The 17,198-nt window shown below is 61.5% G+C and carries 13 protein-coding genes, 2 tRNA genes and 1 pseudogene; 9 read left to right on the top strand and 7 right to left on the bottom strand.

Annotated features, from left to right (window positions below):
- Positions 1-21 precede the first annotated feature (21 nt).
- The 4 genes and pseudogenes from glpB to OKC31_RS12315 all read right to left on the bottom strand — a co-directional run.
- On the bottom strand, positions 22-1,287 hold the full coding sequence (gene glpB / locus OKC31_RS12330) for a glycerol-3-phosphate dehydrogenase subunit GlpB (RefSeq protein ID WP_270657037.1): 1,266 nt from the start codon (positions 1,285-1,287) through the stop codon (positions 22-24).
- Positions 1,277-2,950 (bottom strand): anaerobic glycerol-3-phosphate dehydrogenase subunit A, encoded by a 1,674-nt coding sequence (gene glpA / locus OKC31_RS12325; protein WP_270657034.1) that lies wholly within the window; start codon positions 2,948-2,950, stop codon positions 1,277-1,279. The genes glpB and glpA overlap by 11 nt, the downstream gene beginning before the upstream one ends.
- Before the next feature lie 242 nt (positions 2,951-3,192).
- Positions 3,193-3,297, bottom strand: a complete 105-nt coding sequence (locus tag OKC31_RS12320; RefSeq protein WP_270657046.1) for an SEC-C metal-binding domain-containing protein — start codon at positions 3,295-3,297, stop codon at positions 3,193-3,195.
- 41 nt (positions 3,298-3,338) lie between these two features.
- Positions 3,339-3,554, bottom strand: a pseudogene (locus OKC31_RS12315) (YchJ family protein); the annotation flags it as partial.
- A gap of 216 nt (positions 3,555-3,770) precedes the next feature.
- Here OKC31_RS12315 and OKC31_RS12310 point away from each other — a divergent pair.
- From OKC31_RS12310 to OKC31_RS12295, 4 genes are all read left to right on the top strand, one after another.
- Positions 3,771-5,438, top strand: coding sequence for a methyl-accepting chemotaxis protein (locus OKC31_RS12310; RefSeq protein ID WP_139406894.1), 1,668 nt, complete (start codon positions 3,771-3,773; stop codon positions 5,436-5,438).
- A gap of 132 nt (positions 5,439-5,570) precedes the next feature.
- Entirely contained in the window at positions 5,571-6,782 is a 1,212-nt protein-coding gene (locus tag OKC31_RS12305; protein ID WP_005333476.1) for an ROK family transcriptional regulator, read from the top strand.
- Positions 6,783-6,954: 172 nt separating this feature from the next.
- Positions 6,955-7,710, top strand: a complete 756-nt coding sequence (locus OKC31_RS12300) for a tRNA-uridine aminocarboxypropyltransferase (RefSeq protein WP_179903793.1) — start codon at positions 6,955-6,957, stop codon at positions 7,708-7,710.
- 200 nt (positions 7,711-7,910) lie between these two features.
- Positions 7,911-8,687 carry a TSUP family transporter gene (locus OKC31_RS12295; protein WP_005333472.1) on the top strand — a complete coding sequence of 259 codons (777 nt, stop codon included), beginning with the start codon at positions 7,911-7,913 and terminating at the stop codon, positions 8,685-8,687.
- A gap of 76 nt (positions 8,688-8,763) precedes the next feature.
- Here OKC31_RS12295 and OKC31_RS12290 read toward each other — a convergent pair whose 3' ends face one another.
- Positions 8,764-9,630, bottom strand: a complete 867-nt coding sequence (locus OKC31_RS12290) for a LysR family transcriptional regulator (protein ID WP_270657032.1) — start codon at positions 9,628-9,630, stop codon at positions 8,764-8,766.
- 66 nt (positions 9,631-9,696) lie between these two features.
- Positions 9,697-10,614, bottom strand: coding sequence for a DMT family transporter (locus tag OKC31_RS12285; RefSeq protein ID WP_270657031.1), 918 nt, complete (start codon positions 10,612-10,614; stop codon positions 9,697-9,699).
- A gap of 173 nt (positions 10,615-10,787) precedes the next feature.
- Between OKC31_RS12285 and OKC31_RS12280 the strand changes: the two genes are divergently transcribed.
- The 3 genes from OKC31_RS12280 to OKC31_RS12270 all read left to right on the top strand — a co-directional run bounded on the left by OKC31_RS12280 (position 10,788) and on the right by OKC31_RS12270 (position 14,484).
- On the top strand, positions 10,788-11,666 hold the full coding sequence (locus OKC31_RS12280) for a helix-turn-helix domain-containing protein (protein ID WP_139429826.1): 879 nt from the start codon (positions 10,788-10,790) through the stop codon (positions 11,664-11,666).
- Positions 11,667-11,928: 262 nt separating this feature from the next.
- Positions 11,929-13,566 carry an ATP-dependent endonuclease gene (locus OKC31_RS12275; protein ID WP_069555949.1) on the top strand — a complete coding sequence of 546 codons (1,638 nt, stop codon included), beginning with the start codon at positions 11,929-11,931 and terminating at the stop codon, positions 13,564-13,566.
- 198 nt (positions 13,567-13,764) lie between these two features.
- Entirely contained in the window at positions 13,765-14,484 is a 720-nt protein-coding gene (locus OKC31_RS12270) for a hypothetical protein (RefSeq protein WP_005361023.1), read from the top strand.
- A gap of 94 nt (positions 14,485-14,578) precedes the next feature.
- Here the strand turns inward: OKC31_RS12270 and glgX are convergent, their stop codons facing one another.
- Positions 14,579-16,642: a glycogen debranching protein GlgX gene (gene glgX, locus OKC31_RS12265; RefSeq protein ID WP_247822704.1), complete on the bottom strand. Its 2,064-nt coding sequence runs from the start codon at positions 16,640-16,642 to the stop codon at positions 14,579-14,581.
- A gap of 196 nt (positions 16,643-16,838) precedes the next feature.
- Between glgX and OKC31_RS12260 the strand changes: the two genes are divergently transcribed.
- Positions 16,839-16,915, top strand: a tRNA-Met gene (locus tag OKC31_RS12260).
- Positions 16,916-17,003: 88 nt separating this feature from the next.
- Positions 17,004-17,080, top strand: a tRNA-Met gene (locus OKC31_RS12255).
- Positions 17,081-17,198 lie beyond the last annotated feature (118 nt).

Here is a 17,198-nt window from a genome sequence, read left to right as displayed (position 1 = left end):
ACGGGATATGGGACGTAGTAATCATTGGGCCGCGCCCAGAATATGGCCGGCAGCCTGCCAGCCGGTGGCAACGGCAACGCCGGAGCCGGAACCTTCACTAATTGGGTCGTAATGGGCCAAGACACTGCCCGCGCCATAGAGGTTGGTGAGCGGCTTGCCGCCACGCAGCACTCTGAGCTTGTCGTCGGTCTTGACCCCGAAGCCCATGAAAGGGTGATGGTCGAACAGGCGGCGACCGGCCCAGGCATCACGCTCCTCCAGACTCAACACATCGGCATCGAAGATGGGCTCGCGAATGCCACGCAGACGGGATTCCAGCCCGCGGCTGAAGAAGCTGCCGGAGGCAAGCACGAAGTTGTCCGCCTCAAACAGCTGATCATCGCCATTCTGGGTATGTACGCCGACCACCCGGTCACCTTCGTAACGGGCTCCCAGCACCCGCTCGCTGGTGAGGAAGGTGCCACCAAGGGCCATGAAGCGGCGCTTGAGCGCCTCCTGCATCCGCATCCCGATCAGTGATGGCGGCATGGTCGCCACCTCCTTGATTGTGCAGCCGGTACGTTGCTCCAGCTCCGCCAGACGCGGGCCAACCAGCCCCAGCGAAAGACAGGCGGGCAGCACGATATGGCGGCAGTCGGGCACGCCGCTCTCCTGCACCATGCGGCTGATCTCGCGGGCCAGATCGGCCACCAGATGGTGCTTGTCACACAGACGCGCGATATCGGCTGAGCGAAACTCGTGGGGGTTGCGGCTGAATTCGGCCAGCTGGGGCAGGCGGATTTCGCCGGTCAGAATGCGGCAGTGGGCAAAGCGCGGATGGGTCGCCAGATTGGCCGCCGCCAGTGCCGGATGAAAGTCACGAAAGCCCTCGAGGGTGGCCAGCAGCAGCACGTCCGGGATCGGCGCATCGGTGACACAGGCGCAGGTATCGGGGGAGAGCCAGGTGCGCTTGAGGGTACCGATGGGAGTCAGGCGCTGGTGATTGGTGTCGTGGCGAACCAGCGGCAATCCCTGCTCGGCGCAGTGGCGCTGCAGATCGGCCAGGCTCGCTTCGATATTTTGCATTCCTACTTTGCTGTAGGGGTGATCCGGATGGGCAGCCATAAAGGCGGGCAGGGCGGCGCGGGGATCTCCCTCGCTTTCGAGCAGATCGACCGAGCCGGAGGAGAAGTGCAGGGCACTCTGGCCGGATGCCATCAGCAGGGTCTTCTGGCCCGCCTCTACCAGCCGCAGGGCGGCCGAGAGTCCCGCCATACCACCGCCGATAACGATATTGTCAAACTTCATGACGGCTCTCCTTGTGAGTGGTCTCGCTGGTTGGGCCGCGTGGGGTATCGGCAACCAGCTGCGGCGCCGTCCATTCTCCCAGGCCAAACAGCCCTTCGTAGATCCAGTAGGTAAACTCGGCCTCACGCAGGGCATCGCCCCACAGGACGGGGCGGGTTCCCTTGTAACGCTCTTCCAGGAACTGGCGCAGCATGACGCAGGCCTGACGACCGTCAGCCTTGCCATACTCCTGCATCAGACCGGCGGCGCGGTAGGCGCACAGCTCCCCCTGACAGGGCCCCATCCCCAGACGGGTGCGGCGGCGCAGGTCGATGAGGTTGTCCACATCCAGCTCGCGCAGGGCGTATTCGATTTCGCCTGCGGTGACCATTTCGCACTCGCAGATCAGGGCGTTGGCCTTGGGATTGTCACGGAAGAAGGCGATGACCCGCTCGCCGTGGCGGTATTGGGCTGAGCCTTCGACCGGCACCGAGAGGCCGGGGGCGGAGACCTTTTCCGGATCCCGCGAGCCGGGCAGGCTCAGTTCAGCGGTCTGGCAGGGCTTGCTGTTGCCGAGTTTCTTGGCCAGCAGATCGGTGGCCCACTCCGCCATCAGGCGGTAGGTCATCAGCTTGCCGCCGGTGATGGTGTTGAAGCCCTTGAGACCATCCCGCTCGGCGTGATCGAGCAGCACGATACCGCGGCTGATGTTGCGGCCGGTGTCGTCACCGTCCACCGCCACCAGCGGGCGAACGCCCGCGTAGGCGCGCAGCAGGCGGGTGCGCGCCATGATGGGGGCAAGCTTGATCCCCTCGCGCAGCAGCACCTCTACCTCTTCGGGTTCGACGGTGAGCTGATCAATCTTGTTGTAATCGATGCGACTGGAGGTGGTGCCGATGAGGGAGATGGTATCGCCCGGCACCAGAATGTCCGCATCCGCTGGTTTGCGGGCGCGGTTGAGCACCAGCTGGTTGATGCGGTAATCCATGATGAGCAGGGATCCCTTGGCCGGGAACATGCGGATGCCGAGATCGGCATATTCGCAAATTTGCTGGCCCCAGATGCCGGCGGCGTTGATCACCTCCTGACACTCCACCTCGAACGCTTCGCCGGTGCGGGTGTTGATGGCCTTGACCCCGTGTACCCGATCTTGCGTGCGGAGCAGCCCCAGCACCTTGCAGTGGGTGAAAATGCGGGCGCCATGCTCTTTGGCGTCCAGCACGTTGGCGGCGGCGAGGCGGAACGGGTCGACCGTACCGTCCGGTACATGGATGGCGCCGATCATCGCTGGGTTGGCGTTGGGCTCCATGCGCAGGGCTTCACCGGGATCGAGCAGGCGGGTTTCGATACCGGCCAGGGCGCAGGCATCCATAAAGGTGGTTTGGAAATTGATGTCATCTTCCGGCAGGGTGAGGAAGAGGCCGCCCGTGTCTTCGACACAGTGGCTGGCAATCCGCTTGAGGATGCGGTTTTCCTGGATGCATTCGCGGGCGGACTCCTGATCCGTCACCGCGTAGCGGGCACCGGAGTGGAGCAGGCCGTGGTTGCGGCCGGTGGTGCCGGCGGCGATATCATCGCGCTCGAGCAGGATGCAGTCGATGCCGCGCAGTGCGCAATCGCGCATGATGCCGGCCCCTGTGGCACCGCCGCCTATGATGACGACTTGTGTAGTTATTCTTTTCATTGTTGCCCGTCTCATCTCTTCCAGATGAGACCAGTGTGGCCTACTTCTGAGTGGAAATGTTTGATATGGGCCAAATTTGCGCTCGCAAACGCTCATTTGCTCGCGCGTTAATGAGCATTATGTGACATTTGTCACGCTTGTTATCGCATCGGTTTGTGGGCTGGTGGCGAATAACAGGCACAAAAAAGGGGCATCGGATGCCCCTTGTCACTGTTTGACGAGTCTGGTGGGGGTGTGATGCGTCAGCCGCAGCACTTCTTGTGCTTTTTGCCGCTGCCACAGGGGCAGGGATCGTTGCGGCCGGTTTTCGGGGGGCCGGATCCTGCTCTCCCTCGGTGTAGACCCAGCGCCCCTGATAACGCACGAAGCGGGAACGCTCATGGAGGCAGTGACGCTCATCCCCTTCCAGAAACCAGGCTTTGAACTCCACCATCCCGGTTTCATCCTCCGGGCCGCCCTGGCTGGCGATGATCTCGAGACCGTCCCAGCGGGTGTCGATGTGAGAGAGCTCTTCGGCGGTGAGGCCGCCAAGGTGGGCCGGGTGCCAGCTATGGACCAGATACTCCCCCAGACCGAGCACAAAAGCGCTGTAGCGCGAGCGCATCAGCTGCTCCGGGGTGTCAGCCACAGCGCCACTGTGACGTGAGCCACAGCACAATTCGAGAGAAAGGGTTGAGCCGCAAGGACAAAGATTCATGATTTTCACGTTCTGGCCGATTTGTTTAAGGGAATTGTAACGAAAGCTGGGCTCGCCCTGCCAGCACCTATACTGATGAGTAAGCAAGGAATTCCAATAAAAACAGCTGCAAGGATGTGAAAGATGACGCTAAAGCAGAAAATCCTGTTACTGGGTGCAGTCCCCGTACTGTTGATGGCCCTGGTGGTCAATCTCAGTAACTACATGGTCTCCAAGAGTGATCTGGAGTCTGATCTGGTGGTGGCGAGGGAAAATGCCATCAAGGAGCGTAAAGCGCTGCTCAGCAGTTACATCATGATGGCCAAAACTGCCGTCGATGCCGTGTATTCCCTGCCGGATTCACCGGAAAATCGTCAAAAGGTCAAAGAGTTGCTCAGGCCGCTGCGTTACAGCAGTGACGGCTACTTCTTTGTCTATGACTTCGAGGGCAACACCATACTGCTGCCGGTGCGTACCGAGCTGGAGGGGAAAAACCGCTGGAACGACAAGGATGCCAAGGGCAAATTGCTGATCCAGGAGATCCTTAAATCTGCCCGTCAGGGGGATGGTTTTACCGAATACTGGACGGCCAAGCCCTCCATCGGTCGCGATGCTCCCAAACTGGCCTTTACTCTGGTGCTGGACAAATACCAGTGGGCCATTGGCACCGGTTTTTATATCGATGATATCGACAACGAGCTGGCAGCCCTGCGGGCAGAGCGCGAGAGCAACATGCATGCCTCGTTGCAGAGCAGTGTGCTGGTGATCCTGTTGATCCTCGGTATCACCCTGGCGGCGACCGTTATTGTGGGCAACCGGGTCACCAAGCCGTTGGCGGATGCGGTGCTGGCATTGAACGATATTGCCAACGGTGACGGGGATCTGACTCAGCGCCTCAAGGTGCAGAGTCAGGACGAGATTGGCCAGCTGGCCAGCGCCTTCAACCGCTTTGTCGAGCGGATCCAGTCGGTGGTGAGTCAGGTGGGCGAGACCAGCAACCACCTCTTTAGCGCGGTCGACAAGTTGCACCATCTTAGCGAGCACTATGACCATCAGATGCAGGGTCACAGTCGCGAGACCGATCAGGTGGTCACCGCGGTGACCGAGATGAGCTCCACCGCGCAGGAGGTGGCGGCCAGTGCCTCCAATGCCGCGACAGCAACCAGCGATGCGGCTCGTGAATCGGACGCCGCCCGGGGGGTGGTGAGCGGGGCTATCAACAGTATCAACCGGCTGGTGGGGGAGGTGCATACTGCCTCCGGCGTTATCGAACAATTGGCGCAAGAGACCGCCAAGATTGGCTCGGTGGTGGAGGTCATTCGCGGCATTGCCGAGCAGACCAACCTGCTGGCGCTGAACGCTGCCATCGAGGCGGCCCGCGCCGGTGAGCAGGGGCGGGGCTTTGCGGTGGTGGCGGACGAAGTGCGTTCGCTGGCCGGCCGTACCCAACAAAGCACCAAAGAGATCAACGAGATGCTGCAACGTCTGCAGGGCGGGGTGAAGCAGGCGGTGGAGGTGATGCAGGCGAGCGAGGATCGCAGCCAGGAGACGGTGCAGGAGGCGAGCCATATCGCCAGCTCCCTCGATAGCATGGTGATGGCGGTCAGTACCATCAACGACATGAACATCCAGATCGCCACCGCCGCCGAGGAGCAGCACGCAGTCTCCGAGGAGATCAACAAGAACCTGGTGGCCATTCAGCAGATTGTCAGCGAGCTGACCAGCGCGGCGGTGGAATCCAACAGCACCACTCGCGATCTGGCCAGTACCGGCGACAAATTGCGCAAACTGGTATCACAATTCCGTTATTGATCTTGCAATGGTCCGTGATGGCAACCACAAGATGCGGCCTGACCCCCGGTTCAGGCCGCACTTTATTTGGGGATTGACCAATAATGTGTGAAAATTGCCAGCCTCTTTTTTTCAGCCTTTGCCCCATACCCTATGAATGAGATCGTGAAAGGTAGTATCGATTTGATCCGGCAGCTCAACTACGGCCTGGTCTATGCCAGCCTGGAAGAGCACAAGGAGCTGTCGCGCACCGATCTCTCCCGCCTGACCGGTCTCTCGCCAGCCAGTATCACCAAGATCACCCGGGAACTGCTCGATGGGGGGCTGGTGGTCACCTGTGGTGAAAGTTCAGTGGGGCGCGGCCGTCGACAGACCTTGCTGCGCATCAACGAGCGCCGCTTCCAGTTTCTCTCCATGCGTCTTGGCCGTGGCTACGTGGATATGGCGCTGTTTGACTTCTCCGGTCGCTCGCTGGCCCGCCAGCGCCACCTCTTTACCGAGGAGGAGCGCGCAGATCTGCTTGGCAGTCTGGTGCATGCCATCAAGGTGTTTTTGCCGAGAAAGTCCCTCAGTCTGGCCTGCATCGCCCTCTGTCTGCCGGGTCAGGTAGAGCGCCACTCCGGCATGGTCAAGCACTTCCCCTTCTACGATCTGCGCAACTGGCCGCTTGGCCCGACACTGCAACAGGCGTTCTCGGTACCTGTGCTGGTGAGCGGTGATGTGCGCACCTGGATCCAGGCCGAGCGGGAGTGGGGTGCCGCCAAAAATTGCGCCGATGCGGTGCTGGTGTTTGTCCACAACGACATCGGGGTTGGCATGGTGGTCAATGGTCAGCTCATCGAGAGCGAGAATGCGCTGCTTGGGGATCTCAGTCACCTGCAGCTCGAACCCTATGGCCAGCGCTGCTACTGCGGCGGTTTTGGCTGCGCCTGCACCCTGGTGACCAATCAGGCGCTGGAGGCGCAATACCGGGATCTGCGCGAGCGGATGCAGGAGCACGACTTGCCCGAGAGCGTCACCATCCGCGAGCTGTGCGAGCTGGCGCTTGCAGGCAACAGCCTCTGTCAGGATATTCTCCATCAGGCGGCGGGTCGCCTCTCCAAGGTACTCTCCAATCTCATCTGCCTGCTCAATCCGGGCAAACTGCTGCTGGGGGGGGAAATCACCCGTGCCGATCGGCTGCTGTTCCCCATGCTGCACCAGTCGCTGGCCAGCCAGTTGCCCGCCGAATATCTGGTGCGGCTGCAGATTGAATCGACCCACTTCTACGAAGATCCCACCAAGCCCACTTCGGTGCAGGTGCACAAGGCGCTGCGCGATGGCAGCCTGTTGCTGGAGCTGCTGCGCAGCTGTCAGGAGTCGTAAGACAAGAGGAGTGGCACTGCGTCTGGCGAAAGGGGCAGGGATTGCTGTTCCGCCAGCGCGTAACTCGGTACAATCTTGCGCTTTTCCGGCAGCCCCCTGTTATCGCGCCCTGTGGCGCCATGACATGTTGGCACCGCTGCCGTTCCTGTTTTGACTCCAGTTGTGAACCTAGATGAAGCCTGTTCCTGATCACGCCGTCAACCGCCTGCGGGCCTGGCGCAAGAGTATCTCTACCCGACCGTTTCTTGCCCGTGGCGGTACCTTGGCCCGCTGTCCGGCCTGTCAGCTGCGCGAGGATTGGTGTGCCTGCGAGTGGCGCCCCGAGCTCAAAGCGGAGGCGGGCTTTTGCCTGCTGATGTACGACAGCGAGCCGATGAAGCCCTCCAACACCGGTCGCCTCATCGCCGATGTGTTACCGGATACCACCTGGGCGTTTCTCTGGTCACGTACCCAGCCCCATCCCGAGCTGCTGGCCCTGCTGGCCGATCCCGCCTGGCAGCCCTATGTGGTCTTTCCCGCTTGCGAGAAGGCGCCTGCCCGCCTGACCGGCGAGGTGACGCTGGCTCCGGGCAAGAAGCCGCTCTTTATCCTGCTCGATGGCACCTGGCCGGAGGCGCGCAAGATGTTCAACAAGAGCCCCTACCTGGACGGTTTTCCGGTGCTCGCCATCAAACCCGACGCGCTCTCCACCTACGGCATGCGGGTCGCCAACAGCGAGGAGCACCTCTGCACCGCCGAAGTGGCGGCCTGCGTGCTGGAAGTGGCGGGAGAGCTCAAGGCGGGGCAGGCATTGCAGCACTGGTTCAACTTGTTTAGCAGCCGCTACATGGCCGGTCGGGTCAGCCGTTTCCCCGGTGCCGATGAGGATCATCTCTGTGAGGCGCTGGCAGCCATCAAGGAAGCGAACGTCGCTTCAACGGCTTGCTAACGGGACCCTCTTCTGAGGAGGCAGGGGCCTGACAGCTCAAATTAATGAAAATCAGGAATCAATTGGCTGCCACTGTTTCGTTAGATTCATGGTCAGTGGCTCGCTAGGATAGCGGACAGCCTGTGCCCCCCGCACAACGTCGTTTTGGTTATCTCCGGTTGCTCGACCCTTCGGGCAACCCACTCTCGTGAGGTCTATGGATGGAATTGGAACTGGTTACCCTGTTTGCCCTGTTCGGTGTGGCGCTTGTCGCCGGTTTTATCGATGCCATCGCCGGTGGCGGCGGTCTGCTGACGGTGCCTGCTCTGCTGGCCACCGGCATGCCCCCTGCGCTGGTGCTCGGTACCAACAAGCTGCAGAGCAGTTTTGGCTCCTTCTCCGCCACCTGGTTCTATGCCCGTAAGGGGCTGCTGGAGTGGGCCATGATCTGGCCTGCGGTGATCTGCACTTTTATCGGTGCGGCTATCGGCACGCTGGCGGTGCAGACCATAGACGCCGCCATTCTCGAGCGCCTGCTCCCTTTCCTGCTGATGGCTTTTGCCTGCTACTTCTACTTCTCGCCGCGGGTAAGCGATGCCGAAAGCTCCCGCCGTCTGACTCCCATGCTGTTTGCGCTGCTGGTGGGGGGCGGTGTCGGCTTTTATGACGGCTTCTTCGGGCCGGGCACAGGTTCGTTTTTCGCCATCGGTTTCGTGGCGCTGGCGGGTTTTGGCATGGCGCGCGCCACCGCTCATACCAAGCTGCTCAACTTCACCTCGAATATCGCCTCCCTGCTGTTCTTTGCGCTCGGTGGCAAGGTGGTGTGGAGTGTCGGCTTCTGCATGGCGCTGGGGCAGTTCATCGGCGCCCGTTTTGGCTCCAAAATGGTGCTGAAAAAAGGGGTGAAGCTGATCAAGCCGCTGCTGGTGACCGTCTCCTTGCTGATGTCCGCCAAGCTGGTGTGGAGCCAGTATCCGGAGCTGTTTGCCTGGATCTGATGTGCGCCTTGCTTGCCGCATCACAATTGTTAACGGGGCCATCGGGCCCCGTTGTCATATCTGGTGTTTTACAGCGCTAGCGCGGTGTGTCGCTGCAGTGGCGAAAGTGTTGGTGCAGGGCGCTCACCAGCCGGGCAATCCGCTCGCGCTTTAGGCTGTTTGGCCGGTAGACCAGATGGAGGGGGCGGCCCAGCCCGGGCAGTGGGCGGGCCATCTCCCCCTGTTCTCCCACCAGCCCCAGCAGGCCAGCGGGGAGCAGCACAGGGCCAATACCTGCCTTGGCCAGTTCGATGAGCGCAAGATAGGAGTCGAGCTCCATGGCGGGCTCCAATCCCATATCTGCCAGCGGTTCGCGCAGGTAGCGGTTGGAGGGGTTCTCCAGATCCATGGTGAGGATCTTGCGCCTACTTTGTGTGTTGGCTGGTGGCAGGCTCGGCTGCGCCTCGCCCACCAGATAGAAGGGCTCCTCAAGCAGCAGATTGGTGCCGAGGCCATGGCCGGGTGGGAGCCGACCGGCGCAGATGCCGAGCAGGGCATCACCGCTGCGCACCCGCGCCAGAATGACCGGAGTGTGGTGGGTAGAGAGGGCAAGGTGGGGATCGCGCTCCATATAGTCGCGCATGAAGTGGGAGAGATAACCGGCCAGCAGGGTTTCGGAGCAGGCGATGGGGAGGGGGCTCTGATCCGCCAGATCCTGACTATCGGCCAGCACCCCTTTCATTTCGGCCAAGCTCGGGGCCACTCGTTCCAGCAGCTCCTTGGCCTGCGGGGTGAGGCGGATCTGGCGCCCCTCCGGCTCGATCAGCTTCTTGCCAAGGCGCTGCTCCAGCTGGGCAATCCGCTTGCTCACCGCCGACTGGCTGATATAGAGGCGACTGGCCACCTTGGCCATGGTTCCTTCACTTGCCAGCAGGCTCAGCGTCTCCAGCCCTTCCAGTAACATCTCGCCCCCTTGTTTATCGCCATCAGGATCGTCACAGATTGAGCGCTACCTTAGGGGCTGACTGGTTCAGGAGCAAGGGTCGTTTGCTGCCTTGGCCGGTCGAATGCGCCATTCGCTCAAGGGCGGCGCGAAGATCACCAGATTGCCGATCAGGCTGATCACCACTCCGGCCACCGATACCGGCTGCCAGACAAAGCCTTCATAGAAGGTGGAGAGGGTAAGCGCCACCAACGGAAAGAGCACGGTGGCGTAGGAGGCCTTGCTGGCACCGATGCGCCCCACCAGCGTCAGGTAGGCGGTAAAAGCGATCACCGAGCCAAAAAGGGCGAGGTAGACCATGGCCGCCAGATAGTGGCCATCGGTCGGCACCACCAGTTGCTGCCCGAGCAATGTGACCCAGCCCAGCAGCAGCACCACGCCGTAAACCATGCCCCAGGGCACTAGTTGCAGTACGTGGTAGCCATGGCGCTGGCCCTGGGCTGAGACCAGATTGCCCAGCGAAAAGCAGAGGGTGCCGCCGCAGGCGAGCAGCAACCCCTTCCAGCCGTTTGCACCCAGTTGCGCATCCGCCAGCACCGGCCAGAACAGCAGCAGGGTGCCAAAGAGCCCCAGCAAGGAGCCTTGCAACCAGCGCAGGGTGGGGCGCTTGCGCTCGAACAGCCAGAGGTTGAGGCCGTTGAAGATGCTGGCACTGGCGAAGATCACTGCCGACATGCCGCTCGGGATATAACGGGTGGCGTGGTAGAAGCAGAGAAAGTTGGTGGAAAATAGCAGGGCACCGAGCAGTGCTGCGTAACGCTGGCCGTGCCAGGGGAGGCGTGGAAAGCGGCCGCTGGCGGCGAGCAGTGCAAACAGCGCAACTGCTGCCAGCAGGAATCGGTAGAGCACCGACACCTCGATGGGGATGGGGCCAAGTTGCCAGGCGATGGCAATCCAGGTGCTGCCCCAGATAAGTACGGTGGCAAGATAGAGCATCAGATTCATCACAGTTCCGGTGAGTCAGGGAGAGATGACCCACTATGGGGCGAGCCCTGATGGCTGGATTGCACCATCTTGCGGTTTTTCATCGCCTTGCGCTGTCATCTGCGGGCGCGGTCAGTAAGATGGATGGCAGCGGGATAACCCGTACACATAACCGTAACAGGCGGCAGGGGCGAATGAAAACAGCAGGGGTATTTGATGCACTGGTCAGCACCGGCGCCCGGCTGGAGGACGCCTGCTGGCTCGAACCCGGGCTTGGCGTCGCCAGTTGGCGCAACTGCTATGACCAGACCCGCTATCACAAGCCGGGCCACCACACCCTGAGCGTCTATCTGCAAGGAGGCGAGCAGACCGAGCGACTCGATGGGCCGGGTGGCCACGGCGGCACCGGCAAGGTGTGCATCATGCCGGATCACCACAGATCCGAGTGGCTGGTGCGCGAAGAGTTTCGCTTCTTTCATCTCTACTTCACCCCGGCTCACCTCACCCGTATCGCCGAGGAGGCGTGTGACAAGGAGGGGCGCCACCTGCAACTGGTGGACAAGACCTTTATCGACGATCCGCAGGCGGCCGGACTGGTGCAGCGTCAGTTGATGCAACTGCAGTGGCAGCACGGGGTCGAGCGGCTGGCGCTTTCCCACGGCGCCTGGATGTTGATCCTCCACGCCTACCGCCACCACACCGAGGAGGCTCCCGGTCTGCCGCCTCTGCGCGGCGGGCTGGCGCCCGTGGTGATTAAGCGGGTGCAGGAGTATCTGCAAGCCCATCTGGCCGATTCGGTCACGCTGGCAGAGCTGGCGCAGCAGGCGGGGCTGAGCGAGTATCACTTTGCCCGCATGTTCGGCCAGAGTCTCGGCTGCCCGCCCCACCGCTATCTGCTTGGGCTGCGGCTCAAACGGGCCAAGCAGCTGTTGGCTGGCCCCGAGCCGCTGGCCAGTATCGCCAGTCAGTGTGGCTTCTCTTCCCAGGCCCATTTCGGCAATCGTTTTCGCGAGGCGTTTGGTTTGACGCCGGGGCAGTGGCGGGCGCAATTGTCATCTTCTCGTCACAGATAACCCTGAGACTTTGGGCAAAAGAGGTGTACTCTCTACCACTTATCCATTGAAAGGAATGCCCATTGAATTATCGCAAACGTCAAATCCGTACCCGTCATCTCTGGTTCAGCCACTGGAATGCCCCGCAAGATCGCACCGCTGTTGTTACCCCTCCCGAACCTGCAGTGCCTCACAGTTCACGTTGAAAAAGCCCCGCCTGCGATAGGATTTTTCCGGTAACTTTGCCACTATTGCCCCATCACAATGATGTGGACATGGCTGGATGTTTCTGGAACGTATTGAAGTCAAAGGTTTTCGCGGTATAAATCGCCTGTCGCTCGGGCTGGATCAGACCACAGTGTTGATCGGCGAGAATACCTGGGGTAAATCGAGCCTGCTGCGCGCCCTCTGGTGTCTGCTGGGGCAGGATGCCGAGCCCTATCAGTTCACCGCCGAGGATTTTCACCAACCGGAAGATCCTGAATTGGCCCCAGCGCGCCACCTGCAACTGGTGCTCACCTTCAGTGAGCACAGACCCCAGATGTGTCAGCACTCCCGTCGGCTGGCCCGTCTTTGCCCCTCCTGGGTGCTGCACAAGGACAAATTCCACCGCATTCACTATCGCGCCAGCGCCGAGCTGCAGGCGGATGGCTCTGTGCTCACCATTCACGACTTTCTCGACGGGGTAGGCAAGAGCTTGCCCATCGCCAATACCCACGAGCTGGTCTGCCTGCTCATCACCATGAACCCGGTGTTCCGGCTGCGGGACGCTCGTACCGCTCGCAACGGGGTGGAGACATTGCAGTGGGGTGATCTCTCCGAGCATCGCCTGAGCGAGCTGGCGGACAAGCTGATCGACGAACCCCAGCGGATCGGCGAGCCGGAGCTCAAAGAGGCGTTGCAGGCGGTGCGCCAGCTGATGGATCACTACTTCAACGCCCTGGCCCCCATCAAGAACAAGCCACGCAGTCAGCGCGACATCATCAATCGCCCCATGACATTGCGCAATCCGGGCAACCTGCATACCCTGCTGCGCCGCGCCGATAACCGCGCGCTGCAGCTGGCGATGGCGGGGATGGCGGCTACCCTGCTGCAAGCGCGGGGCAACCGGGAGCTGGAGGAAGGGGCCCGTCCCATCATGATCCTGGAGGACCCGGAGAGTCGGCTGCACCCGACCATGCTGGCGCTGGCGTGGGGGCTGCTGGAACAACTGCCGGGCCAGAAGCTGCTCACCACCAACTCGGGGGACTTGCTCTCTTCCCTGCCGCTCAATCAGGTGCGGCGGCTGGTGCGCCGTCAGCAGGATATCCTCTGTCACCAGCTGGGGGGCGAGCGTTACAGCAGCGACGATCTGCGCAAGATCGCCTTCCACGTGCGGATCAACCGCCCCATGTCGCTGTTTGCCCGTTGCTGGCTGCTGGTGGAGGGGGAGACCGAGATCTGGCTGCTCTCCGAGCTGGCCCAGATCTGCGGTTACAGTCTGCGGGCCGAAGGGGTGCGGATCATCGAGTTTGCCCAGTGCGGCCAGTCGCCGCTCATCAAGGTGGCGCGAGATTTTGGCATCGAGTGGCACCTGCTGACCGATGGCGACGAGGCGGGGCTCAAGTATGCCACCTCGGCCCGGGGCCAGCTCAAGGGAGAGCGGGAACGGGACCGACTGACCCAGCTCCCTGCCGCAGACATTGAGCACTACCTCTATCACAACGGTTTTGAAGCTGTGTTTCGCCGCGAGGCCGGGGTGGGCGGGCGCGCCATGTGGAGTGCCAGTCACATCATCAACAAGGCTATCCATCACCGCAGCAAGCCGGGAATGGCGCTGGCGGTGGTGGAAGAGGCAGAGCGGCTCGGCGCCGAACATATTCCGCCGGTGATCCGCCAGATGTTTGCCCGGGTGGTGGCGCTGGCCCGCGGTCAGGGCTAAAGCCAGCGCTGCATCCCGTCACTATGGATATGGCTGCCTGCAGGGCGCCCCTCAAGGTGGGCTCTGCTGGCAGCAAATTGCCCCGGATTGTTTGCCCACGATTGTTTGTCGCGATTGGGGATAGCCGCCGGTTTGGGTATACTCGCCCCTCTCTGGCGCCCCGGTGGCGCACCTCGAATCTTTACTGCTGGAGGCATCGTGTTCGTCCAACTCCCTTTTTGGCTCTTTCCCCTCACCGGATTGATGGCGCTTGGCGCCCTGATCGCCCTCGGTATCGTGCTGTGGCGCGGTGATATCTGCCCTGGCCAACGCTCGCGCATCAGTCAGCAGCTCTTCTCCATCTGGGTCATTACCGCCCTCTCCCTGATGCTTGCGGTCGAGGCCAAGGCGGCCAGCTGGCTCATCTGGAGTGGTGGGGCCGCACTGGTGCTCGGGGTTGGCTTGTCGTTGGCCCAGTCACGGCTGGAGGGCAAGCGTTCAGTCCCCTCGACACTGCTCTGGCTACCGGCGTTGCCGCTCGCTCTCTATGGCATCGGGCTGCTGCAACTGCAGGGCTGGGTGAGCGGTCTACTGCAGATGGCGATGCTGGGGGCGGCCTTTGCCCACCTGATGCTGCTGCGGGCCCGTCATCGTCTCAAGGCATTCAACACCCTGTTGCCACTGGCCGGTCTGGTGGGGGCGATGGCCAGCCTTGTCTGGCTGGCAGTGCTGGTGGGCTGGCAAGGGAGTGAGGCCAATCTCGATGCCCTGATCCCGGCGGTGGTGACCCAGGCAGCGTTGCTGGTGGCCTCTCTGCTGCTCTGGTTCAGCCCGCTCTACTTACAGCGTGATACCGCGCCTGTGGTGGTCTCCACCTCCCTGTGTGGCCTGCTGATCGCCCAGATTGCCGCTACCAGCGTGTTGCACCAGCTGATCTGACACTGGCGCTGAAAAGAGAAAGCCCCGAGCCAACACTCGGGGCTTTTCCATATCTGGCTTGCAGGTATCGCTGCTATCAATTCACAGCAATCGATCAATAGAAATCGTCGGCCCCGCAGATAAAGAGGCAACTGCTGCGCGGCTGGGCCAGATATTCGCGGGTCAATCCCTCCAGCGGCATGCCGAAGGTGCAGATATCTTGCGGCGAGGGGAGGGCGGTATCGAGGATCCGCCGCCAGTAGCCGCCGACCCCCTTTGGCGGGCTCGGCAGGTTGAAGGTGAGGGGCTCCCAGTAGGCGTTGAACAGCACATAGAGCGCCAGCTTGGTTTCGCTCGACAGCGCCGACATGGCGATGGCGTGGGAGTGGGGGCTGAAATCCGGTTGCCCGGCGTTGACCCCGTGCCAGCAGATCTCGCTGTGGCGCAGGATCTCGGTGAGCGACAGCGGCATGCTCTCCTGCTCCGGGCGCTGGAACAGGTGTTTGCGGTATTGGATCAGCTCCTTCATAAAGCGGAACATCTCCTGACTGCGGGCATTGGGCAGCCAGTTCATCCAGCAGGTGGCATTGTCCTGACAGTAGCCGTTGTTGTTACCCCGCTGGGTGCGCAGCAGCTCATCCCCCATCAGCAGCATGGGGGAGCCCACCGAGAGCAGGGTCGCCACCATCATGTTTTTGGCCTGGCGCATCCGCAGGGCGTTGATCTGGGGATCTTCCGTTACCCCTTCATGGCCGTGGTTCCAGCTGAAGTTGTGATCGCAGCCGTCACGGTTCTCCTCCCCGTTGGCCTCGTTGTGCTTGCTGTTGTAACTGGCCCAGTCCCACAGGGTAAAACCGTCGTGACAGGTGACGAAGTTGATACTCTTCTCGGGATCGGCGTGGTGATAGTGGTAGATGTCGGGACTGCCGCAGAGCCGCTCGACAAAGGCGGTGACGCTGTTGTCATCCCCGCGCAGGAAGCGGCGCACATCATCCCGGAACTGGCCGTTCCACTCACGCCAGCGGGCGCCGGCCAGTGACCCCACCTGATAGAGTCCCCCCGCGTCCCAGGCTTCGGCAATCAGCTTGATGTCGGCGATGTTGGGGTCGGTATCTATGGTGCGTAGAGTGGGGGCATTGGCCTGCGGCTGACCCGATTCATCCCGCGACAGAATGGCAGCCAGATCAAACCGAAAGCCATCGACGTGCATCTCCTGACGCCAGAAGTGGAGGCTGTCCATGATCATCCGCAGCACCACCGGATGGGCGCCGTTGAAGGTGTTGCCGCAGCCCGAATAGTTGGTGTCCTTCTGGTTGTTGTCGAGGATGTAGTAGGCCTCGTTGTCGATGCCGCGAAACGAGAAGGTGGGGCCATCATCACCCCCCTCGGCGGTGTGGTTGTAAACCACGTCCAGGATCACCTCGATATTGGCCTTGTGCAGCGCCTTGACCATGTCGCGAAATTCGGTCATCGGATCATCGCCGCAGGCGTATTGGGCGTGGGGGGCGAAAAAGGACATGGGGCTGTAACCCCAGTAGTTGGAGAGTCCTTTGGGCGCATCCTGAGGATCGAACTGGAACACCGGCAGCAGCTCGACGGCGGTGACGCCGAGAGATTGCAGATAGGGGATCTTTTCAATCAGTCCGAGATAGGTGCCACGTAGCGCCGGATCGACCCCGGAGCTCGGGGACTTGGTAAAGCCCCCCAGATGCAGCTCGTAGATCACTGAGCGGGAGAGGGAGTGAGCGGGCAGTTTGTCTCCTTCCCAGTCGTAGTGGCGAGTATCGACCACCTTGTTCTTGGCGCAACAAGCCAGATTGCTGCCTGGACGGGCCGCCGCCCATCGATCGTAATTGGCGCCAAGCTCGATGCTGCGGCCGTAAGGGTCGAGCAACACCTTCTCGGCATCGAAGCGGGTGCCGCCATATGGGCGCCATGGGCCCTGAATGCGATAGGCGTAACGCTGCCCGACCGAGATCCCCTCCACATGGATATGCCAGTAGTAGGCGGTGCGGTTTAGGCGCGGGGAGAGGGGGATCACCTCGGGGGTCGCATCGTCTGCGCTTGCGAAGAGCAGCAGTTCGACCCGGCTGGCGAGGCGTGCCCAGATCGCGAAGTTGACGCCGTGACTGTCGGGTGTGGCCCCCAACTGACGGCAGTGACCGGCGGAGATGCGCATATTCTACCTACCCAAAATGAGGAGTGTTCACCTTATTGAGTGTAGTGCCGGATGCCTGGCAAGGACTCGATTGCCTGAAAAAACAGCATGATGCTGCTAATGACCGCACTATTTGTCCGATTAATCTACGAATAAACTTTTTTTGAGATATTTACTTGCAATCTGTGCGCTGGCGCCTATTATTGGCGACCTCAGACGCGGGGTGGAGCAGCCCGGTAGCTCGTCGGGCTCATAACCCGAAGGTCGTCGGTTCAAATCCGGCCCCCGCAACCAACTCTTTCGTCAGCTTGCGATTGTGTAAACAGTCGAAGGCAGACAAACGCCACCAAGCTACTGCTCGGCTTGAGGGTGACAATTCGGACGCGGGGTGGAGCAGCTCGGTAGCTCGTCGGGCTCATAACCCGAAGGTCGTCGGTTCAAATCCGGCCCCCGCAACCAACTCTTTCGTCAGCTTGCGATTGTGTAAACAGTCGAAGGCAGACAAACGCCACCAAGCTACTGCTCGGCTTGAGGGTGACAATTCGGACGCGGGGTGGAGCAGCTCGGTAGCTCGTCG

It is taken from the genome of Aeromonas sp. Y293-4, assembly GCF_027705905.1.
GTDB classification, from domain to species: domain Bacteria; phylum Pseudomonadota; class Gammaproteobacteria; order Enterobacterales; family Aeromonadaceae; genus Aeromonas; species Aeromonas veronii.
The sequence above is the reverse complement of the archived record's forward strand: the minus strand, read 5'-3'. Positions and strand labels throughout refer to the sequence as shown.

Coding starts and splice junctions, on each gene's coding strand:
- OKC31_RS12305 (WP_005333476.1), top strand. CDS start 5,571: ATGAATGAGATCGTGAAAGGTAGTATCGATTTGATCCGGCAGCTCAAC.
- OKC31_RS12275 (WP_069555949.1), top strand. CDS start 11,929: ATGTTTCTGGAACGTATTGAAGTCAAAGGTTTTCGCGGTATAAATCGC.
- glpB (WP_270657037.1), bottom strand. CDS start 1,287: ATGAAGTTTGACAATATCGTTATCGGCGGTGGTATGGCGGGACTCTCG.
- OKC31_RS12285 (WP_270657031.1), bottom strand. CDS start 10,614: ATGAATCTGATGCTCTATCTTGCCACCGTACTTATCTGGGGCAGCACC.
- OKC31_RS12290 (WP_270657032.1), bottom strand. CDS start 9,630: ATGTTACTGGAAGGGCTGGAGACGCTGAGCCTGCTGGCAAGTGAAGGA.
- OKC31_RS12295 (WP_005333472.1), top strand. CDS start 7,911: ATGGAATTGGAACTGGTTACCCTGTTTGCCCTGTTCGGTGTGGCGCTT.
- OKC31_RS12310 (WP_139406894.1), top strand. CDS start 3,771: ATGACGCTAAAGCAGAAAATCCTGTTACTGGGTGCAGTCCCCGTACTG.
- OKC31_RS12300 (WP_179903793.1), top strand. CDS start 6,955: ATGAAGCCTGTTCCTGATCACGCCGTCAACCGCCTGCGGGCCTGGCGC.
- glpA (WP_270657034.1), bottom strand. CDS start 2,950: ATGAAAAGAATAACTACACAAGTCGTCATCATAGGCGGCGGTGCCACA.
- glgX (WP_247822704.1), bottom strand. CDS start 16,642: ATGCGCATCTCCGCCGGTCACTGCCGTCAGTTGGGGGCCACACCCGAC.
- OKC31_RS12280 (WP_139429826.1), top strand. CDS start 10,788: ATGAAAACAGCAGGGGTATTTGATGCACTGGTCAGCACCGGCGCCCGG.